Here is a 17,357-nt window from a genome sequence, read left to right on the forward strand (position 1 = left end):
CAGACCATGACCGAGCAGCAGCTGCCCGCCTGGGCGGATCCGTCCGTCTCCCCCGCCGCCCTCGACGCGCAGGGCGTGTCCCGACGTCAACTCATGCGCCGCGCGGGCCTGTTCGGCGCAGCCTTCGCCGCCGGGTCGCTGGCGACCCCCGCCGCGGCGAGCACGAAGGGCTTCGGCGGCAACGACCCACGCCTCGCCTATCTCGTCGGCGACCATCACGTGCACTCCGTCTACAGCCACGACGCGAAGTACACGTTCTCCCAACTCGCGCGGGCGAGCGCCGAGTACGGCCTCGACTGGATGGTCTTCAACGAGCACTCCAACTTCGGGCACGCCCAGTACGGGGCGAAGCTGGAGCACGAGGAGATCCTCAAGGCCCGTGCGGCGAACCCGCGTCAGCTGATCTTCCAGGGCCTGGAGTGGTACATCCCGGGCGCCGAGCACTGCACGATCTTCGCGGCGCCCGGCCGCCACGAGGTGGACCTGCTCACGAAGTTCGAGCTGGCCTACGACGGAAAGCTGCTCGGCTACACGGCGGGCGGCCCCACGCACCCCGACACCCCGCGCAACGAGGCGCACGCCGTCAAGGCCATCAAGTGGCTGGCAGCGCAACGCCGTTCGGGTTACGTGGACGACGTGCTGGTCTTCGCCAACCATCCCTCGCGCCTGGGCATCGACTCCCCGCACGAGCTGCGGAACTGGCGGGACGCGGCGCCCGAGATCATGATCGGCATGGAGGGTGCACCCGGCGCCCAGGGCGGTGCCATCCCCGGCTGGCGCGGTCCGACGTCGATGCGCGGCGAGTACGAGAACAAGCCCTCGGCGGACTCCTGGCCGGGCTATCCGACGGACGCGTACGTCACCTACGGCGGCTTCGACTGGATGACGGCGACCGTCGGCGGCATGTGGGACGCCATGCTCTCCGAGGGCAGGCTGTTCACGATCACCACCAACTCCGATGTGCACCGGGTGGTGTTCGACACCTGGAAGAACGGCGACTGGCTGCCGGGGCAGAACTTCGACAACACGGGCCGGCTGCCCGACCCGGTCAACACGACCGAGCCGCAGCCCGGCGGCGACTTCTGGCCAGGCCAGTTCAGCCGCACGCACGTCGGCGTGTCCCGCTACGGCTACCGCGCGGTGATGGCGGGCCTGCGCGCGGGCCGGGTCTGGCTCGACCACGGGCAGCTGCTCGACGGTCTCGACGTACGGCTGAAGCGGGACTGCGACCACGGCCGGGGCGTCACGCTGGGCAGTCGGCTGCGTGTCCGCAAGGGCGAGAAGCTCACCCTGAGCGTGACCGTGACGACGGCCTCCCGGCCCAACCCGCACGACATCCTGCCCGAGCTCGCCCACGTGGACGTGATCCGCGGCGCGGTGCGCGGTCCTTCGGCCGACCGGGACGACTGGCGGGCGCCCGCCACCAAGGTCGTGCACACGGCTGACGTCTCCGGCCGCAAGGGCACGTACACCCTGCGCGTCCCGCTGACCGCCGGGGACGAGTCCTTCTACGTGCGGCTGCGCGGCAGTGACGGCAACCGGCACGGCGCCGGGTATCTGGGCGCGTCGGTCGACCCGCACGGGCCGATCCCGCACGAGCCGGGCGACGGTGATCCGTGGCTCGACACGTGGTTCTACTCCAACCCCGTGTTCGTGGAGGTCGCCGGCCACCGGTGAGGCCGGTCCGGGGCTGCGTTGTACCGGGGGCGTGCCGGTGCGCCCGTACTACCTGGTCACGAGCTGATCGACGGGCGTACCGTGGGCCGGTGACCACTGACGAGGCGCTGCGGCCCCAGTCCCTCATGCTGACGTTCCTGGGCGACCAGGTGCTCGGCCGTGACGTCTGCGTGTACTCGGGGAGCGTCATCGACGTCTTCGGGCGCGCGGGCGTCGGCGAGCACGCGACCCGCTCGACGCTGACACGCATGGTGGGCCGCGATCTGCTGAGGCGGCAACGCGAGGGACGCCGTATGTACTTCGGACTGACCGAGCGCTCGGAGTCCGTGCTGCGGGACGGCGAGCAGCGGATCTGGGAGGACGGGGCCGTCAACCGGCGGTGGGACGGCTCATGGACGCTGCTCGGCTTCTCGCTGCCCGAGTCCTGGCAGCGTCAACGGCACGATCTGCGCGCGCAGTTGACCTGGAGCGGCTTCGGCCCGCTGTTCGGCGGGCTGTGGATCGCACCCGGCGAGGTGGACGTGTCCGCGCTCGTCACCGAGCTCGGCCTGTCCGCCCACGTGAAGATCTTCCGGGCCCACGCGGACGCCGGCATGGACATCGGCGCCATGATCGAGGAGACCTGGGCGCTGGGCGAACTGGCCCTGCGCTACGAGGCGTTCGTCCGTCGCTGGCAGCGCTGGGAGACGACAGAGCCCGCCGCCGACGAGGCTCCCCCAGCCTCCGGCCGGGGGGACCCCCATCTCGCTGCGCTCGCGCTGCGGCTGCGCCTGTCGACGGAGTGGCTGCAGGTCGTCCGGCGCGATCCGCGGCTGCCGGTCAAACACCTGCCGGACGACTGGCCCGCCGAACAGGCCGAGAAGACGTTCCGCACGGTGTACGCCCGGCTGACCCCGCTCGCGAAGGAGTCGGCGGAACGACTTCTCGACCTGGTGCCGGTCAGGGGTCAGGCGTAGAAGCGGGACAGGCTCTGCAGCACCGCCGCCGGCTTGGGCGCGCCCTCGATCTCGATCGTGCCGTCGACCGTGACCTGCACACCGCCCGGTACGTCCTCGACGTCCGCCAGCTTTCCCACGAGGCGGATGCGGGAGCCGACCTTCACCGGCGAGGGGAAACGCACCTTGTTGAGGCCGTAGTTGACCTTCGTGGTGACGCCCTCGACCTCCAGCAGCTCGGTGAAGAGCGGGATGAAGAGGGAGAGAGTGAGATAGCCGTGCGCGATGGGTGCGCCGAACGGCCCGTCCTTGGCCTTCTCCTCGTCGACGTGGATCCACTGGTGGTCGCCCGTGGCGTCGGCGAACGTGTTGATGCGCTCCTGGGTGACCTCGATCCACTCACTGGTGCCGAGGTCGCTGCCGGCGAGCTTCTTGAGTTCGTCGATGCCGTTCGCGGTGATGCTCATGTGGCTTTCCTTGCCTAGGAGTTGGTGCCGTACCGCTTGCGGACACGGGCCTTGAGGAGCTTGCCGGAGGCTGTCCGCGGGAGTTCGTCCGCGAGCACCACCGACTTCGGGATCTTGTACTTGGCGAGTCGGCCGGAGAGCGACGCGAGGACCTCGTCGGGGTCGAGCTCGACGTCCTCGCGGGGCACGACGACCGCGCGCGGCACCTCGCCCCACTTCTCGTCGGGCACGCCGATGACCGCGCACTCGACGATGTCGGGGTGGGCGAGGAGCTGGTCCTCGATCTCGGCGGGGTAGATGTTCTCGCCGCCGGAGATGATCATGTCCTTGATGCGGTCGACGATGGTGACATAGCCGTCCTCGTCGATCCGGGCGGCGTCCCCGCTGCGGAACCAGCCGTCGTGGAACACGGCCGCGGTCTCGTCGGGCAGCCCCCAGTAGCCGGGCATGACGTGCGGCCCGCGTACGACCACTTCCCCGGTCTCGCCGGTCTCGGCGGGGGCGAGGTCGGGCCGCACGATACGCACGTCGCTGAAGAAGTGCGGCACGCCCGCCGAACCCGCCTTGCTCACCGCGTGCTCGGCGTCCAGGAAGAGCACGCCGGGCGAGGCCTCGGTCATCCCGTAGCCCTGGAGGAAGGTCAGGCCCCTCTCCTGGTAGGCGGCGATGAGCGGGGTCGGCACGGGTGAGCCGCCGCAGCTGAGCATCCGCAGGGAGGACAGGTCGGCGTCGGCCCAGCGCGGATGGCGGGCCACATGCTCGAACATGGTGGGCACGCCGAACATGAAGGTGATCCGGTGCCGTTCGATCAGGTCGAAGGTGGCAGCCGGGTCGAAGGCCTCGACCAGGACGCAGGTGCCGCCCTTGAGGAGGACCGGCAGGGTGAGCATGTTCAGCCCGGCCGTGTGGAACAACGGGGCGGAGACCAGGGCGCGTTCGTCGGCGATCAGGTCCTGGTCGACCAGGACGTTGACCGCGTTCCACGTCAGGTTGCCGTGGGTGAGCATCGCGCCCTTGGGCCGGCCCGTCGTCCCCGAGGTGTACATGATGATGCAGGTGTCGTCGGCGGTGACGGGTTCGTCGATCGCCTCGTCGGGGGCCTCGGCCAGCAACTGGTCGTATTCGGCGCCCACTTCGACGTACGTACGCACGTCGCTGTTGCCCGGCAGTCCCGCGACCAGGCCTGCGAACGAGGGCCCGTACACGAGGGCCTTCGCGCCGGAGTCCGTGAGCTGGTAGGCGATCTCGGGTCCGGCGAGGCGGGTGTTGAGCGGTACGAAGACCGCCCCGAGGGTGCCGGCCGCGAACAGTGTCTCCAGGTAGGAGGGGTGGTTCGGGCCGAGGTAGGCGATCCGGTCGCCGCGGCGCACTCCCGAGGCGCGCAGGGCGTGCGCGAGGCGGGTGGTGCGCTCGTACAGCCCGGCGTACGTCACCGTCGTGTCGCCGTGGATCAGGGCGGTGCGGTGCGGGGTCTTGCGGGCCCGGCGTGCGGGCCACGACCCCAGTCCCTCATTGCGCATGTCCGTGCCCCTGTCCTTCGTCGCACATGGGGTGCCCCTGTCCTTCGTTGCACATGGCTGCCCGTTACGGCTTCGTCAGGCCGAGCAGCCGGGCCGCGTTCTCCTTGAGGATCTTCGGCCTGACCTCGTCCTTGATGGGGAGCTTCGCGAAGTCGGCCATCCACCGGTCCGGGGTGAGGACCGGGTAGTCCGAGCCGAACAGCACCTTGTCCTTGAGCAGCGTGTTCGCGTACTGCACGAGCTGCGGCGGGAAGTACTTCGGCGACCAGCCGGACAGGTCGATGTGGACGCCCGGCTTGTGGGTGGCCACCGCGAGGGCCTCGTCCTGCCAGGGGAACGACGGGTGCGCCAGGATGATCTTGAGGTGCGGGAAGTCCGCGGCGACGTCGTCCACGTGCAGCGGGTTGGAGTACTTGAGCCGGATCCCGCCGCCGCCCGGGACGCCCGCGCCGATGCCCGTCTGCCCGGTGTGGAAGAGGGCGATCGTGCCGGTCTCCTCGATCACCTCGTACAGCTCGTACGCGACCGACCTGTCGTTGGGGAAGAAGCCCTGGATGCTGGGGTGGAACTTGAAGCCCTTCACCCCGTACTCCTCGACCAGGCGGCGGGCCTGCTTGACGCCCGCCCTGCCGCGGAAGGGGTCGATGGAGGCGAAGGGGATCAGCACGTCCGCGTTGGCGGCGGCCGCCTCGGCGACCTCCTCGTTCGGGACGGGCTGGGTGCCGGTGGCGGACTCGGCGTCGACCGTGAAGATCACGGCGGCCATCTTCCGCTCACGGTAGTAGGCGGCCGTCTCCTCAAGGGTCGGCTTCCGCTTGCCCTCGACCTTGAAGTAGGCGCTGGAGGCGTCGTGCAGGTCGTCGTCCAGCGAAGAGGTGCCCTTGGAGGAGACCTCGGCGTGGGTGTGGACGTCGATCGCGACGAGTTCCTCGACATCGATGTTCGTCATGGTTTACGCCTCCGGGAACTTCGGGGCGGGGATGCCGACCGACTGCGGCTCGGCGCCCAGCGAGGCCGGCCAGACGTCGGCGAGGGAGTCGGGGGTCCAGCCACCGTCAGCGTACGCCGCCTTGATCTCCTGGGGGTGGGACCACAGGGCGACCTTGTCGCCGCCGATGCCGATGGCCTGGCCGGTCACCCCGCGGGCGGCCTCGGAGGCCAGGAAGGGGACGAGGACGGCGCAGTCCTCGGGGGTGCCGAAGCCCTCGCCCTTGCGGAGGAAGTCCGGCAGCGGCTCGCCGCCGCGCATGGCCTCGACGTAGGGCGCGAAGGCCGGGATGGTCTCGGTCATCGCGGTCGCGGCCACCGGAACGATCGCGTTGACGGTGATGCCCGCGCGGCCCAGCTCCATCGACCACGTACGGGCCATGGCGGCGATGCCGGCCTTGGCGGCGGCGTAGTTCGTCTGGCCGAAGTTGCCGCGCTGTCCGGCCGGGGAGCCGACCAGGATCAGCGTGCCGCCCTCGCCCTGCTCGCGCATGCGCACGGCGGCGGCGCGGGCGCAGGTGAAGGTGCCCTTGAGGTGGGTGGTGATCACCGCGTCGAAGTCCTCGTCGGTCATCTTCCACAGGACCTTGTCCCGGAGGATGCCCGCGTTGGTGACCAGGATGTCGAGGCGGCCGAACTCCTCCACGGCCCGGTTGACCAGGCGCTCCGCCGCCTCGGTGGTGCCGACCGGGACCACCTCGGCCACGGCGGTGCCGCCCGCCTGGGTGATCGCCTTGACGGCCTGCTCGGCGACTGACTCGTCCACGTCGTTGACGACCACGGAGGCGCCTGCGGCGGCCAGGGCATGCGCATAGGCCAGGCCGAGGCCACGGCCGGAGCCGGTGACGACGGCGACCTTGCCGGTGAGATCGATGCTGGGCACGACGGGTCCCTTCGAGAAGCGGATCACCTGCGGAGGGCAGGACGGCTACGAGATCGGAGCTTACGAGATCGAAGCTAAAGACAATCATTGTTGTCGTCAATAGTTGTTGCCGACTCGTCCGTGCGGCATGCTGTGAGAAAACACGTACACACCGCCCCCGCGGGGGCCCGGCCCAGGGAGCCCGCCATCGCCGGCCAGCAGCACGCCACGCCCCCCGACGCCATCGACTCGCAGGAGCCGTGGATGCGCGGGCTGCACTCGGACTCCGGCTATCTCCTGTACCGGCTGGGACTGCGGTCCGGGCAGTTGTTCAACACGTTCCTCCAGGAGTCGGGGCTGCGGCTGCGGCACTACGCGCTGCTGCGGTTCCTGGCCACCTCGGAGGGCGCGCTCCAGCGGGAGCTGAGCTCGCGGCTCGGCTACGACCCGAGCGCGATCGTCGGTCTGGTCGACGACCTGGAGAAGCTCGGCTTCGCCGAGCGCCGCCCCTCCCCCGACGACCGCCGCAGCCGCATCGTGGTCCTCACCGAGGACGGCCGGGCCTTCCTGCGCGACACCGACGAGGCGGGGCTGCGGGTGACGAACGACCTGCTCCAGCCCCTCGACCCCGCCGAGCGGGACATGCTGCACACGTTGCTCCAGCGGATCGCCGAAGCGGAACTCGACTCGTGACCGGCGTCGACTCATGACCGGCCTCGGCCCATGACCGCGGCGTCCGCCCCCGACCGCCTGCTGGCCGTGCTCGCCGCCTTCGACCACGACCACCCTGCGCTCTCCCTCACGGACATCAGCCGCCGGGCCGGGCTCTCCCTCACCACCGCCCACCGGCTGGTGGGCGCGCTCAGCGACTGGGGCGCCCTGGAGCGCGACGCGTCCGGGATCTACCACGTGGGCCTGCGCCTGTGGGAGATCGCGGCGCTCTCCCCGCGCGGTCTCGCGCTGCGGCAGATCGCGCTGCCGTATCTGGAGGACCTGTACGAAGCCACGCACGAGAACGTGCAGTTGGCGGTCCGGGACGGCTCCGAGGTCGTCTACATCGAGTGGATCTCCGGCCGTTCGGCGGTGGGCGTGAAGATCCAGGTGGGCGCCCGCTGGCCGCTGCACGCGACCGGCGTGGGACTCGCGCTGCTCGCGCACTGCGAACCGGCGTTCCAGGAGACGTACTGCGGCGGGCCGCTCGCCGGATTCACCCCGCACACGATCACGGACGGGACCACCCTGCGCCGTGTACTCGCCGAAGTCCGGCGCGGAGGCGTGGCGGTGAGCAGCCGTCAGATCACCGACGACGCGCTGTCGGTGGCCGCGCCGGTCCGTGGGGCGGACGGCTCGGTGGCCGCGGCCGTCTCCGTCGTGGTGCCCGAACGGGACGCGCAGACACCGGCGTTGATCCCCGCGGTACGGCTCGCCGCACGTGGCATCTCGCGGGCGCTGGGGTGGCAGCCGGAGCCGTCGTGACGCCGGACGGTCTCCCCACGGGCCGCGGCCGTCGGATACCCCTCTCACCGGTGAGGACGCGGCCCGCCCGCCACGGATACTGGGCCGGCCCTTGCCCCGAGGCGCCGCTCATGTCCGCCCGGTCCTGGACCACATCCGCCGTCGCCCGCCTGCGCGCGGCGAACCCGTCCGTCGTCGTCGCCCGCGTGCGCGCGGCCAATCCCTACGTCGTCGACACCGCGCACGCCGCGCTGGTGCTGTTCGCCGCGTCGCTGCAGTGGATGTTCCCCGACGAGGGTGACGACCGCCTCACCTGGCAGGGATTCCTGCTGGGCGCCGGTACGGCGGTGCCGCTGGTGTGGCGGCGGCGATCGCCCTGCCCTGGCAGCGGCGCTTCATGCTGGTGGGCCGGCCGGCCGGGGTGTCGCTGACCATGACGCACAAGGAGGGCGCCGAACCCTTCGAGTACGCCTTCCAGTTGCTGAGCTGCGTCAGCGCGTACGGCTTCGGGGCGCTGTCCCGTCTCCAGCGGGCGTACACCGCGGCCCTGGAGGACCGGGCCCGTCGGCTGGAGCGGGAGCGGGCCGCCGACACCGCGCGGGCGGTCGCGCGGGACCGGGCCGGGATCGCCCGGGACATGCACGACATCCTGGCCCACGCGGTGAGCCTCATGGTGGTGCAGGCGGAGGCCGGCCCGGTGGTGGTACGCAGTGATCCGGCCCGCGAGGAGGAGACCCTTCGGCTGCTGGCCCGCGGGCTCTCCGACGCGGAGATCGCGAGGACTCCTTTCGTCAGCGAGCACACGGTGAAGGCCCATGTCAGCAATGTGCTCGGCAAGTTGGGGCTGCGGGACCGGGTGCAGGCGGTGATCTGTGCGTACGAGACGGGGCTGGTGACACCGGAACCGACCTGATGGCCGCCCGCCCGCCGGGCCGACGACAGCTCACTCATCAGTGTGAACCGGCTCTCGGCGGGCCGTGGTCGCGCTAACGTCCCAGCGTGACGATCAGACGATCCGCTCTTCTCATCGGGGTGGGAGACACCCCGCGTGCCGCGTCGAGGTTCGGTTCCCTGGCGGACCCTGTGGCGAGCGACCTCGCGGCCATGAGTGCGCAGCTGACGGCGTCGGGCTACTCCCTCATCACCGTGGGGCAGTACGGCGACGGCCCAGCGGAGAAGAACGACATCACGACCGCGTTGGAACGAGCGGCCCGGGAGGAGTGCGACCTGCTGTTCGTGTACTTCACCGGGCACGGTGTTCACATCAAGGGAACCGACTACCTGGTTCCCGCCGACGCGCTCGCCCCCGAGCGGGGATCGGAGTGGTCACAGGCCCAGCGGGACTCGCTGCTCCCCGTCGACATGACGTCCTACCTGGACGGATGCAGGGCCGAATCGGTCGTCTACGCGGTGGACGCGTGCCGTGACAGCGGCCCCGACGAGGTCTCGGCGGGCTTCGGGGCCGCCACCGTCCACGCCCCTTCGAAGCGACTCGCCCTGCTCGTGGGCTGCGGGAGGGGGCAGCGGTGCCACTTCGACGACGCGGGGAGCCACTTCACCCGGGCACTCGCCGAGGCCCTGGACCCGTACGCCCCTCAGCGCACTCTCGAAGCGGTCTTCCGCCAGGCCAGGGACCGCACCACCGCCTACGCGTTGCGGGCCGGGCAGGATCAGCGGCCGAGCATGACCAGCGCGCCCCGCGACGAGGAGTTCTCGGACTTCCCGGCGCTGTGCGAGGGCACCGAGATCCCGCTGCGCTGGCGCGACGAGGTGGAGAAGGCCTCGCTGTGGGGCGCCGGTCCGGGCGAGGAGGGCCCGGACTCGCCCATGCGGGAACGCGTCGCCGAGTTCGCGCGCGAGTGCGCCGTCTCCGTCCTCAAGGACCGGCGCCGCTTCGACGACGACCCGTGGAACGACCCCGGGCTGCCGACGCGGACCCTGCGCCGGGTGATGCCGGAGCTGCTGCGCGGCGGCGCCGAACGCTCCCCGGTGGAAACCGGTCTGCTGGTGGCTCTGCCGTTCCTGCGGGAGGCCATGTGGGCACGCAAGCTCAGCCGGCTGGCCGACGCGGACCCGTTCGACCTCGATCCGGTACGCCTGGACGCGAGGCGGACCAAGATGCGCACCGAACTGCAGTACGTGCACGAAAGCCACCCGCAGTTGCTGCGCAAGGCCCGCGGACACGGCAGCCGGGGCGAGACCGACGCGCACCGGGCGCTGGCGGCGTGGCTCGCCCACCGCTGGGTGGCCGAGCAGCTCGTCGACCCACCGGACTCCGGCGGCGAGGAACTGATCGGACGGCTGGCCAGGGCGCTGCTCGGGCCGGGACAGGATCACCAGGAGCAAGTGGACGAAGTCCGCTGGCTGTTGGCGAAGAGCATCCGGTGTCTGGCCGACGATCCCGTCGATCTCCCGTCGTACAACCGGTATCTGGGAGAGGCGCCCACGACTCTCACCACCGCCGAGGGACGGTGCCCGGTGCGGTTGTGGAGCGTGCTGGGACTGGTCAGGCTCGCCGGTCTCCTGGCCGCCGACGTACGGCAGTTCCCCGACGTACTGCCCGATCACGTGGGCGTTGCGGATCCGATCCGTCCCGCCGATGTCGTGCGCACCCTGCACGACCAGCTGGAGTGGGCGTACGAGGGCGACGACCTGCATCTGAAGATGCTGTGTCCGCATCCCGCCCTCCATGAGGGCCTCACCGACCTCGCGCTGCGCGCGGACACCGTGCTGCGCGCCCTGCACTCCGCCCGGGAGCAACGGCACAACGACTTTCCGGACCGGCTGCCCGGCCGGGTCACCACCCGTGATCTGCTTCCCGCGCGCCGGCCGCAGTCGGAGGAACGCGTCTACTCCACCCCGCTGTTGCGCTTCGCGCTGGCCCAGGACGAGATCCGCGAGCTGCTGATGGGACATCAACTGTACGGCGACCGGTCCCTGGCCGTACGGGAGTTGTACCAGAACGCCGCCGACGCCTGCCGCTACCGCGAACTCAGGTGGGAGTACCTCAAGCGCAGGGGCGGCGCTCCCTCCAACTGGGCCGCCGAGATCCGCATCACCCAGGGTCGCGAACCGTCCTCCGACGGCCGCCCGGGACGGGCCTACATCGAATGCCGCGACAACGGCGTAGGAATGGGCCGCGCCCAGCTGGAACAGACCTTCAGCCGGGCCGGCCGCCGCTTCTCGCAGACCCGTGCGTTCCGCCAGGAGCAGGCCCGCTGGCTGGAGGTGGACCCCGGACTCCGCCTCCACCCCTACAGCCGGTTCGGCATCGGCGTCCTCAGTTACTTCATGATCGCCGATGAGGTCACCCTGGTGACCCGGGAGGTGGACGCGGAGGGCTCCATCGCCCCACAGGCGCTGAGCGTCGACATCTCGAGCAGCAGCGGTCTGTTCCGGATCCGGGGGTACGAGGACGGGGACGATCCGATGCGGGACGGCGGGACCCGGGTCCGGCTGATGCTGAGCGAGCCCGAGGGCGACGAGGAGCGGGTGTCGGCACTGGAGGTTCTGCGGCATCAAGTGCGGCTGAACGAGCATGAATTGGTCCTCCGCCAGGACGACGGCGAACCCCTGGTGTGGCCTGCCGGAGAGCTGCGGCATCCGGCGTCCGAGGACGACCTGGCGCCCGTCCCGCCGCTGGACGCCCGAGGCCATGTGTGGTGGGTGACCGACAACGGCATGGTGCTCGCCGACGGCATCGTCACCTCCCACAAGCCCTTCGGATACGTCGTCAACCTGACCGGCCCGCAGGCCCCGCAGCTCAGTGTGAACCGCAACAGTCTGCTGAGCTGGGACGAGAAGTGGGCCACGGAGCAGGTGTACCGTGCCGCCGCCGACCTGCCCGGCTGGCCGGGGCTGAACCTCGAGTGGCTGTGGAAGCTGGAGAACTCCGACATCGCGATGGCTCGGGTGGTGGGAGCGGAGCTGGCGGGCCGGGGGCTCACCCTGCCCGTCTACCGGACCACCTCGTACCGGCGGCCGGACGTCTCACTGGACCACGTCGGCTGGTTCGCCGAGGACCGGCAGTTCCTTCCGCAGACGCCCGAATCGAGGTTGTCCGGCGGCGGCGACCTCACGCGCTCGTGGCGCCTGGCGGTTCTCCGTGACCAGGACATCCAGGTCGACGAGAGCGTCACTCGCGAAGCGGTGCTGCCCAAGGACGTCTCCGGACACCCCGTTCCACGGCCCGGCGACAGCGACCTCATCCCACGGGCCTCCGGCGGCGCGGCCGATCTGGTCGACCACGCCTGCGCCACCGGGCGGACCGTCGCCGACACCCTTCGTGGCCTCAGGCGTTACGCGATCCTCGGCTCGAAGATGCACATATCTCCTGTCACGGCGGACCGGACGCCCGCGCTGGACTTCGTTCCCGAGCGCGTCGATGTGAATCTGCTGGTGTGGATGCGCGACTGGGCGCAGCCGGGCCGGGCGGAACGGCAGCCGGCGGTAGGGGCGTTGTTCTCCATCTCGGCCGAGAGCGGCATGACCATCGGCCGGCTCCTGGAACGCTGCCTTCGGTACGCGCCGCTGGGCGTGAAGGCGCCCGCCGTACCCAGCACCCGCGTCCTCACCCATGTCGCGACCACGAGGGACGCCGAACTGCTGGCCGGTTGGACGGAGAACGGTCACACGTACTGTGCCAGCGGTCTGCCCAGGGAGGTCCGGCCCTTCCATGTCGCCCGGCTGGCGGAACAGCTCGGTCTCACCGGCGCCGAGGTGCTGACCGAGCTGCGGGCCTGGGCGTTCCTGGGCTACCGGCTTCCTTCGGAGGACGAGTTGCTCACGTCCGCCCCCAGCTCCGACCAGTGGAATCTGTTCCGCCGCTTCTGGGACCCGTGGGAGGAGACGTCGTCTCCCACTCTCCCCTTCCTGCTGGTCGAGGCAACGCGTCGCCAGATGACGGTCGACGCCGTTCTGCGATCCGTCGGGGATCTCGCCGGGCAGGCGGGGATGCGGCTGCCCGACCTTCGTCTGCCGTCGGCCGAACTGCCCGCGATGGAGGAGAGCGACCGGAAACTGCTCACCATCGACGAGAACGAACGCACTCCGCTGCCCAGCCGTTCGATCAGCATCGACTGGCTGGCCATGTGCCACGCTCCGGGCGGACAGATGCCCGGTTTCGGCGGAGACCTCGACGAGGAACCCTGGGACGTCTTCGTCTCCCGGGTGGAGCGGCTCGCGGCACTCGGGATGTCCGTCCCCGACGACCTCGAACCCCTCCGTCACTGGGTGGATCTCTCCCCGCGCGACCGCATCGCCCTCCTCGTCGGCAGCCTCGATCCGGCCGTTCCCTGGACGGCGGCCACCGTCATCTGTCTGGCGGGCGAGCTCAGGGAGTCAGTGGACGACTGCCTACGACGGCTGGCCGTCCACGGGCCCGAGCTCGGCAAGGAGGTCCCGAGCCTCCCCGACACGGCTGGCCCACTCAGCCCCGGCGCGGCCGACTCCGCCCTGCTGACCGAGCTGAGCGGGATGGACACCGGCGGCCCCCTCCAAGCCGTCTGGATCGACATCACGGCGTTCCACCTCGCGGGTTACGCCCACAAGGCGGGCCTCACCATCGACAGGGCGCTCGACCGGCTGGCCCCGTACCGCGCCCTGGGTGCCCTGGTCCCCGAACTCACCGACGAGCAGCGCGACCTGGTGACCGGTCTCAAGCCCGGCTCGCACGACCTTCTCGCCCTGTCCGAGAACATGGGCGGCGAAGAACCACGTGGCCCCTCCCCCATCGGGCCCCTGGAACTCCTGTCCCTGGCGGCCCGCCTGGGCCGGACGGTCCTGGACGTGTACGAGCGGCTGAGCCGCTACCAACCCCTCGGCGTCACCGTGGACGTCCCCGACGCCCCCGCCGTCCTCCCGCTCTGGCAGGATCTCGTCCTCCTCAGCGAAGGCCTCAACGGCCGCGAACCGGCCCTCCACGGAACCGTCTCCGCGGACCAGATCGACGCTCTGGCCCGCGAACTGGACACCGACAGCGACTGGGTGGTGCGGCGACTTCATGTCTACGCGGCCATGTTCCGGCTGCGGGTCGGGGCGGAGGCCGGGGAAGCGGAGCCGGAAGCCGCACGGGCGGCGGAAACCGTCGGCACGGACAGCCCTCACGAGCCGAACGATCCCCAGGAGCAGGCGTCTTGAGCAACCCCCACGATCAGGACCTGAAGTACGAGCAGGTCGGTCTCGGCACCGTCGACGACGTCTTCCAGGTCGCCGCGGACACCGACGGAATCACCGTCAGCGGCGCCTGCCCCCGCTGTCACGGCGACACCTCCACCACGTTCCCCAAGGGGATGGCCGGGACGAAGGGGCTGTTCCGCCGGTCCGGGGCCAAGCCGCCTTCCGCCGCCGAACAGGCCGCCCTCAAGGCCACCGAGACGTTCTTCTGCGAGTGCGGTTTCGCGCATGCCGACCAGCCCGAGAACACCCTCTTCGAGGGCTGCGGCGCCCAGTGGAAGGTCGGGCCCGGATCGACGTCGGGGTCCGGCATCGGCGGCACCCCGTGAGCGCCGGCGTCGACCGACGGTGGGCCGAGCTGGCCCGGGAACTGGAGTTCAGCCAGCTCGACCAGCTCCGCAGACAGGCGGAGGGCTGGCGCAACGGGCTGATCGGACTGACCGCCCTCGTCGCCGTCCTGGCCGTGCTCAAGGGCCGCGACGACCTGTCCAGGCTGCCCTCGCCCTGGCAGACCGTCGCGACCTCACTGCTCGGCGCGGCCTTCCTGCTCCTCGTGGCTGGTTCACTGACCGCCGTACGCGCCTCCTTCGGCAAGCCCGGCGAAGTACTCCATCTCGGCGGGCAGTCGCTGCGGAAGTGGACTCTGACCGAGATCCGACGTGTGCGCCGGGCGCTGTACCTGAGCACGGTCGCCTTCGCCTGCGGCATGGCTCTCGTGGCGGGCGCCCTCGGCGTCTCCTGGACGCACACCGAGGAACCCGCCGCCGACCTGGTCAAAGTCAGCACGTCCGCCGGGGAGTTCTGCGGTCGCCTCGTCTCGTACGTCCCCTCGGGCGTCACCCTCCTGCCCGCTTCCGGCGACACCACGAAGCCGCTCGTCATCCGTGCGCCGGACGTCCGGAAGATCACTCCGGCGACCGCCTGCTGACCCTTCCTCCGCTGCCCGCTCCCCCTGGCGACCGATCCCGCCCCGCGTCTCCCCCGCACGAGCAAGTCCCCGAAACCGCTCGCCCCGGCGATCCGGTCATGCCCCGCCCGGCAGCAGCCTGGTCGGTGATGTCCACCGATCCCGCGAGAGGGACCGTGCTCGCCACACTCACCCCGGGCGGCAACTCACCGCCCGCTGACCGTCATCGCCGTCCGGGTGCTCTTCCTGGTGCTGGGGTTCGCTCTCGGTACCGGTGTCTTCGACAAGCTGTCCGACGACGTGCCGGGCTCCGAGTCCGGACGGCGGGCGCTGATCGTGCCCGTCACGCTCAGGAGCGGGCTCGACGACGACGCCGAGGAAGCCGCCATCGACTCGACCGTGGACCGCATCGAGGAGATGGACGCACCCCAAGTCCACGTCAACGGCGGCCCGTTGCTCGGGAAGCAGCTCGGCGGGCAGGCCCAGGAGGACGTCAAGAAGGCCGAGTCGATCTCGTTGCCGGTCGTCATGGTGCTACCCAGCTGCCGACCAGCAGCGAGGCACGGCAGTCGCAGGACACCGTGCGGGCACACTTCCCGCCCGGTGCGAAGGTCACGCCCATCACCGTCGTCCTGAGGCCGGGCACCGATGCCGCGACCGCCGACCGGATCAGCGGCCTCTCACCGACCACCCGGATCCGCACGCCGCCCGGCGGGACGACCGTGCTCGAACTCCAGCCGAGCGGCAGCGTCGACGGGAAGGCCGCGACCGATCTCGTCCAACGGATCAGGGAGGTACGGGGTGACGAGCCCGTACAGGTCACCGGACCCGCCGCCCGGCTCGTCGACTTCCGCGAAATGCTCACCGACCGTGCGCCGTGGGCCGCCGCCACCGTTCTGCCCGGCATCTTCGCCCTGCTCTTCGCCTTCACCGGCTCGGTCCTCGTCCCGCTCCGCACGATCGCCACGACCTGCTCAGCCTGGGTGCCGTTCCGGCCGGGTGGTCACCTGCGCCGCGCTGCTGCTCGCGGTCCTGATCGACGCGACCCTCGTACGGATGCTCCTCGTCCCGGCGACGATGGCGATGCTCGGGCGGTACGCGTGGTGGGCGCCCGGGTGGCTGCGGCGTGCCCACTACCGGTTCGGGCTGCACGAGGAGGCACCTCCTGCCGTGCCCGAACACACCAAGCAGCTCTGAACTCCCGGCCAGACACTGGACGTTGGCCCCGATCCCTCCTCGGACCGGGGCCATCGCTGACACTGACGCTGACGCCTGGTCAGAACGTGCAGCCGTCAGTGAGGTAGTGGCGGGTGACGGACCGTGTTGGGAGGCGGGCACGGAACTCGTAGCACCACATGGCGCTCGGTGTGGTCACCCGCGCGACGACGAGCACCTCGGTGGACGAGCGCTCCACGTTCTCGGGCGCGACGACCGGGCCGGCGACCGACTCGCCGCTGATGTCATCGGTTGTCGGGAGTGAGAGAGCCCGAGGCAGTTCCGTGTCGGTCAACCGGCCGTCGGCCAACGCGTCCTCCAGCCGTCGCTCGATCTTCCGGGCGCTCACGTCGAGTTCGGCTCGGCGGGCCTTCTCGGCCAGTGCGTCGCGCTCCCGCTGGAGGCGGTAACAGCCGTCCGGCTTCAGCTTCTTGGCCTCGACCGCGCCGTGCTTCGCCTTCGCCTTCGCCTTCGCCCGGAACTCGTAGCAGTCCTCACCCTGCGGTCCCGTGCCACCGGACAGCCGGACCAGAGCGACGAGTTGACCGCCCCTGATCTCGGCGTCCTCGACCTCGATGCCCGGGGTCTTCCAGACCTCGGCGGATCGGGCACCCTCCGGACCACCCTCGGCCACCGCCGTGCGCAGCTCGGCAGTGACGTCCTCAGCGACGGCCGCGGGCTCTCGGTAGAGTCTCGCCGACCGGAACCAGCATGCCTTGTCCGCCAGTTCACGTACGGAGACGGGCGGCGGGGGCGGGGCCGTGTCGACTTCCAAGCGATAGCAGCCTTGGGCCTGCCTGCCCCCGAACGCGACGTTCACCATCCCGATCAACCGAGCCGTGACCGTCACCCGCCCGTCACGCCGTTCGATCGCCTCCCCCGTCTTCCCGATGTTCAGCACCGCGCGCTGGATCTCCGTGTCCAGCAGAACTCCGTCGGCGGCCGCCTTCGCCAGACGGTCTCTCGCTCCCTCGACGGACTCCGTGACCTGATCCCGAGCCTCGGCACCGGCCTCCCTGCCGGTGTTCCAGATCGACACCAGCACGCCCACGACGATCACGAGCGCGAGCCCCAGCACGCCCAGACAGCCGTCCGTCAGACATCCCCCGCGTCTCGCCATGCCCGCACACTCCCCCGGCCGCCGACACCGGGCACACG

Annotated in this window: 15 protein-coding genes and 1 pseudogene; 11 read left to right on the forward strand and 5 right to left on the reverse strand. The window is 70.8% G+C overall.

From position 1 onward, the window contains the following. Positions 1–6: 6 nt before the first annotated feature. Both ACH4YP_RS03080 and ACH4YP_RS03085 read left to right on the forward strand, forming a co-directional pair. Positions 7–1,677, forward strand: coding sequence for a histidinol-phosphatase (locus tag ACH4YP_RS03080; protein WP_398489065.1), 1,671 nt, complete (start codon positions 7–9; stop codon positions 1,675–1,677). A gap of 89 nt (positions 1,678–1,766) precedes the next feature. Further along, positions 1,767–2,633, forward strand: coding sequence for a PaaX family transcriptional regulator C-terminal domain-containing protein (locus ACH4YP_RS03085; RefSeq protein WP_398489066.1), 867 nt, complete (start codon positions 1,767–1,769; stop codon positions 2,631–2,633). On the opposite strand, the gene ACH4YP_RS03090 is transcribed toward ACH4YP_RS03085, so the two are convergent. The 4 genes from ACH4YP_RS03090 to ACH4YP_RS03105 form a co-directional block, all read right to left on the reverse strand. Next, positions 2,624–3,079: a MaoC family dehydratase gene (locus tag ACH4YP_RS03090; RefSeq protein WP_398489068.1), complete on the reverse strand. Its 456-nt coding sequence runs from the start codon at positions 3,077–3,079 to the stop codon at positions 2,624–2,626. The two genes, ACH4YP_RS03085 and ACH4YP_RS03090, sit on opposite strands and share 10 nt — an antisense overlap. Positions 3,080–3,093: 14 nt before the next feature. Then, positions 3,094–4,599, reverse strand: a complete 1,506-nt coding sequence (gene menE / locus ACH4YP_RS03095; protein ID WP_398489069.1) for an o-succinylbenzoate--CoA ligase — start codon at positions 4,597–4,599, stop codon at positions 3,094–3,096. A 64-nt stretch (positions 4,600–4,663) separates the two neighbouring features. Beyond that, on the reverse strand, positions 4,664–5,548 hold the full coding sequence (locus ACH4YP_RS03100) for an amidohydrolase family protein (RefSeq protein ID WP_361051473.1): 885 nt from the start codon (positions 5,546–5,548) through the stop codon (positions 4,664–4,666). Between the two features lie 3 nt (positions 5,549–5,551). Next, positions 5,552–6,469 (reverse strand): SDR family oxidoreductase, encoded by a 918-nt coding sequence (locus ACH4YP_RS03105; protein ID WP_361051470.1) that lies wholly within the window; start codon positions 6,467–6,469, stop codon positions 5,552–5,554. A 243-nt stretch (positions 6,470–6,712) separates the two neighbouring features. Between ACH4YP_RS03105 and ACH4YP_RS03110 the strand changes: the two genes are divergently transcribed. The 9 genes and pseudogenes from ACH4YP_RS03110 (at position 6,713) to ACH4YP_RS03150 (ending at position 16,181) form a co-directional block, all read left to right on the forward strand. Beyond that, positions 6,713–7,141: a MarR family winged helix-turn-helix transcriptional regulator gene (locus ACH4YP_RS03110; protein ID WP_398489468.1), complete on the forward strand. Its 429-nt coding sequence runs from the start codon at positions 6,713–6,715 to the stop codon at positions 7,139–7,141. A 30-nt stretch (positions 7,142–7,171) separates the two neighbouring features. Continuing rightward, entirely contained in the window at positions 7,172–7,924 is a 753-nt protein-coding gene (locus tag ACH4YP_RS03115) for an IclR family transcriptional regulator (protein ID WP_398489071.1), read from the forward strand. A 110-nt stretch (positions 7,925–8,034) separates the two neighbouring features. Further along, positions 8,035–8,334 carry a hypothetical protein gene (locus tag ACH4YP_RS03120; RefSeq protein WP_398489072.1) on the forward strand — a complete coding sequence of 100 codons (300 nt, stop codon included), beginning with the start codon at positions 8,035–8,037 and terminating at the stop codon, positions 8,332–8,334. A 284-nt stretch (positions 8,335–8,618) separates the two neighbouring features. Beyond that, positions 8,619–8,816 (forward strand): annotated as a pseudogene (locus ACH4YP_RS03125) (response regulator transcription factor); the annotation flags it as partial. A gap of 86 nt (positions 8,817–8,902) precedes the next feature. Beyond that, positions 8,903–14,041 carry a caspase family protein gene (locus tag ACH4YP_RS03130; protein WP_398489073.1) on the forward strand — a complete coding sequence of 1,713 codons (5,139 nt, stop codon included), beginning with the start codon at positions 8,903–8,905 and terminating at the stop codon, positions 14,039–14,041. Beyond that, positions 14,038–14,406 carry a hypothetical protein gene (locus tag ACH4YP_RS03135; RefSeq protein ID WP_398489075.1) on the forward strand — a complete coding sequence of 123 codons (369 nt, stop codon included), beginning with the start codon at positions 14,038–14,040 and terminating at the stop codon, positions 14,404–14,406. The genes ACH4YP_RS03130 and ACH4YP_RS03135 overlap by 4 nt, the downstream gene beginning before the upstream one ends. Then, positions 14,403–15,005, forward strand: coding sequence for a hypothetical protein (locus ACH4YP_RS03140; protein WP_361051458.1), 603 nt, complete (start codon positions 14,403–14,405; stop codon positions 15,003–15,005). The genes ACH4YP_RS03135 and ACH4YP_RS03140 overlap by 4 nt, the downstream gene beginning before the upstream one ends. Before the next feature lie 216 nt (positions 15,006–15,221). Continuing rightward, complete coding sequence (locus ACH4YP_RS03145; protein ID WP_398489077.1) at positions 15,222–15,620, forward strand: hypothetical protein; 399 nt, start codon at positions 15,222–15,224, stop codon at positions 15,618–15,620. A 363-nt stretch (positions 15,621–15,983) separates the two neighbouring features. After that, positions 15,984–16,181, forward strand: a complete 198-nt coding sequence (locus tag ACH4YP_RS03150) for a hypothetical protein (RefSeq protein WP_398489079.1) — start codon at positions 15,984–15,986, stop codon at positions 16,179–16,181. A 79-nt stretch (positions 16,182–16,260) separates the two neighbouring features. On the opposite strand, the gene ACH4YP_RS03155 is transcribed toward ACH4YP_RS03150, so the two are convergent. Then, positions 16,261–17,319 carry a hypothetical protein gene (locus ACH4YP_RS03155; RefSeq protein WP_398489080.1) on the reverse strand — a complete coding sequence of 353 codons (1,059 nt, stop codon included), beginning with the start codon at positions 17,317–17,319 and terminating at the stop codon, positions 16,261–16,263. Positions 17,320–17,357 lie beyond the last annotated feature (38 nt).

The organism is Streptomyces sp. NPDC020747 (genome assembly GCF_044334695.1).
Taxonomy (GTDB): Bacteria; Actinomycetota; Actinomycetes; order Streptomycetales; family Streptomycetaceae; genus Streptomyces.

What these genes read in the sequence shown, in the direction of transcription:
- ACH4YP_RS03110 (WP_398489468.1), top strand. Translation starts at nt 6,713, where the DNA reads ATGCGCGGGCTGCACTCGGACTCCGGCTATCTCCTGTACCGGCTGGGA.
- ACH4YP_RS03120 (WP_398489072.1), top strand. Translation starts at nt 8,035, where the DNA reads ATGTCCGCCCGGTCCTGGACCACATCCGCCGTCGCCCGCCTGCGCGCG.
- ACH4YP_RS03100 (WP_361051473.1), bottom strand. Translation starts at nt 5,548, where the DNA reads ATGACGAACATCGATGTCGAGGAACTCGTCGCGATCGACGTCCACACC.
- menE (WP_398489069.1), bottom strand. Translation starts at nt 4,599, where the DNA reads ATGCGCAATGAGGGACTGGGGTCGTGGCCCGCACGCCGGGCCCGCAAG.
- ACH4YP_RS03115 (WP_398489071.1), top strand. Translation starts at nt 7,172, where the DNA reads ATGACCGCGGCGTCCGCCCCCGACCGCCTGCTGGCCGTGCTCGCCGCC.
- ACH4YP_RS03090 (WP_398489068.1), bottom strand. Translation starts at nt 3,079, where the DNA reads ATGAGCATCACCGCGAACGGCATCGACGAACTCAAGAAGCTCGCCGGC.
- ACH4YP_RS03080 (WP_398489065.1), top strand. Translation starts at nt 7, where the DNA reads ATGACCGAGCAGCAGCTGCCCGCCTGGGCGGATCCGTCCGTCTCCCCC.
- ACH4YP_RS03155 (WP_398489080.1), bottom strand. Translation starts at nt 17,319, where the DNA reads ATGGCGAGACGCGGGGGATGTCTGACGGACGGCTGTCTGGGCGTGCTG.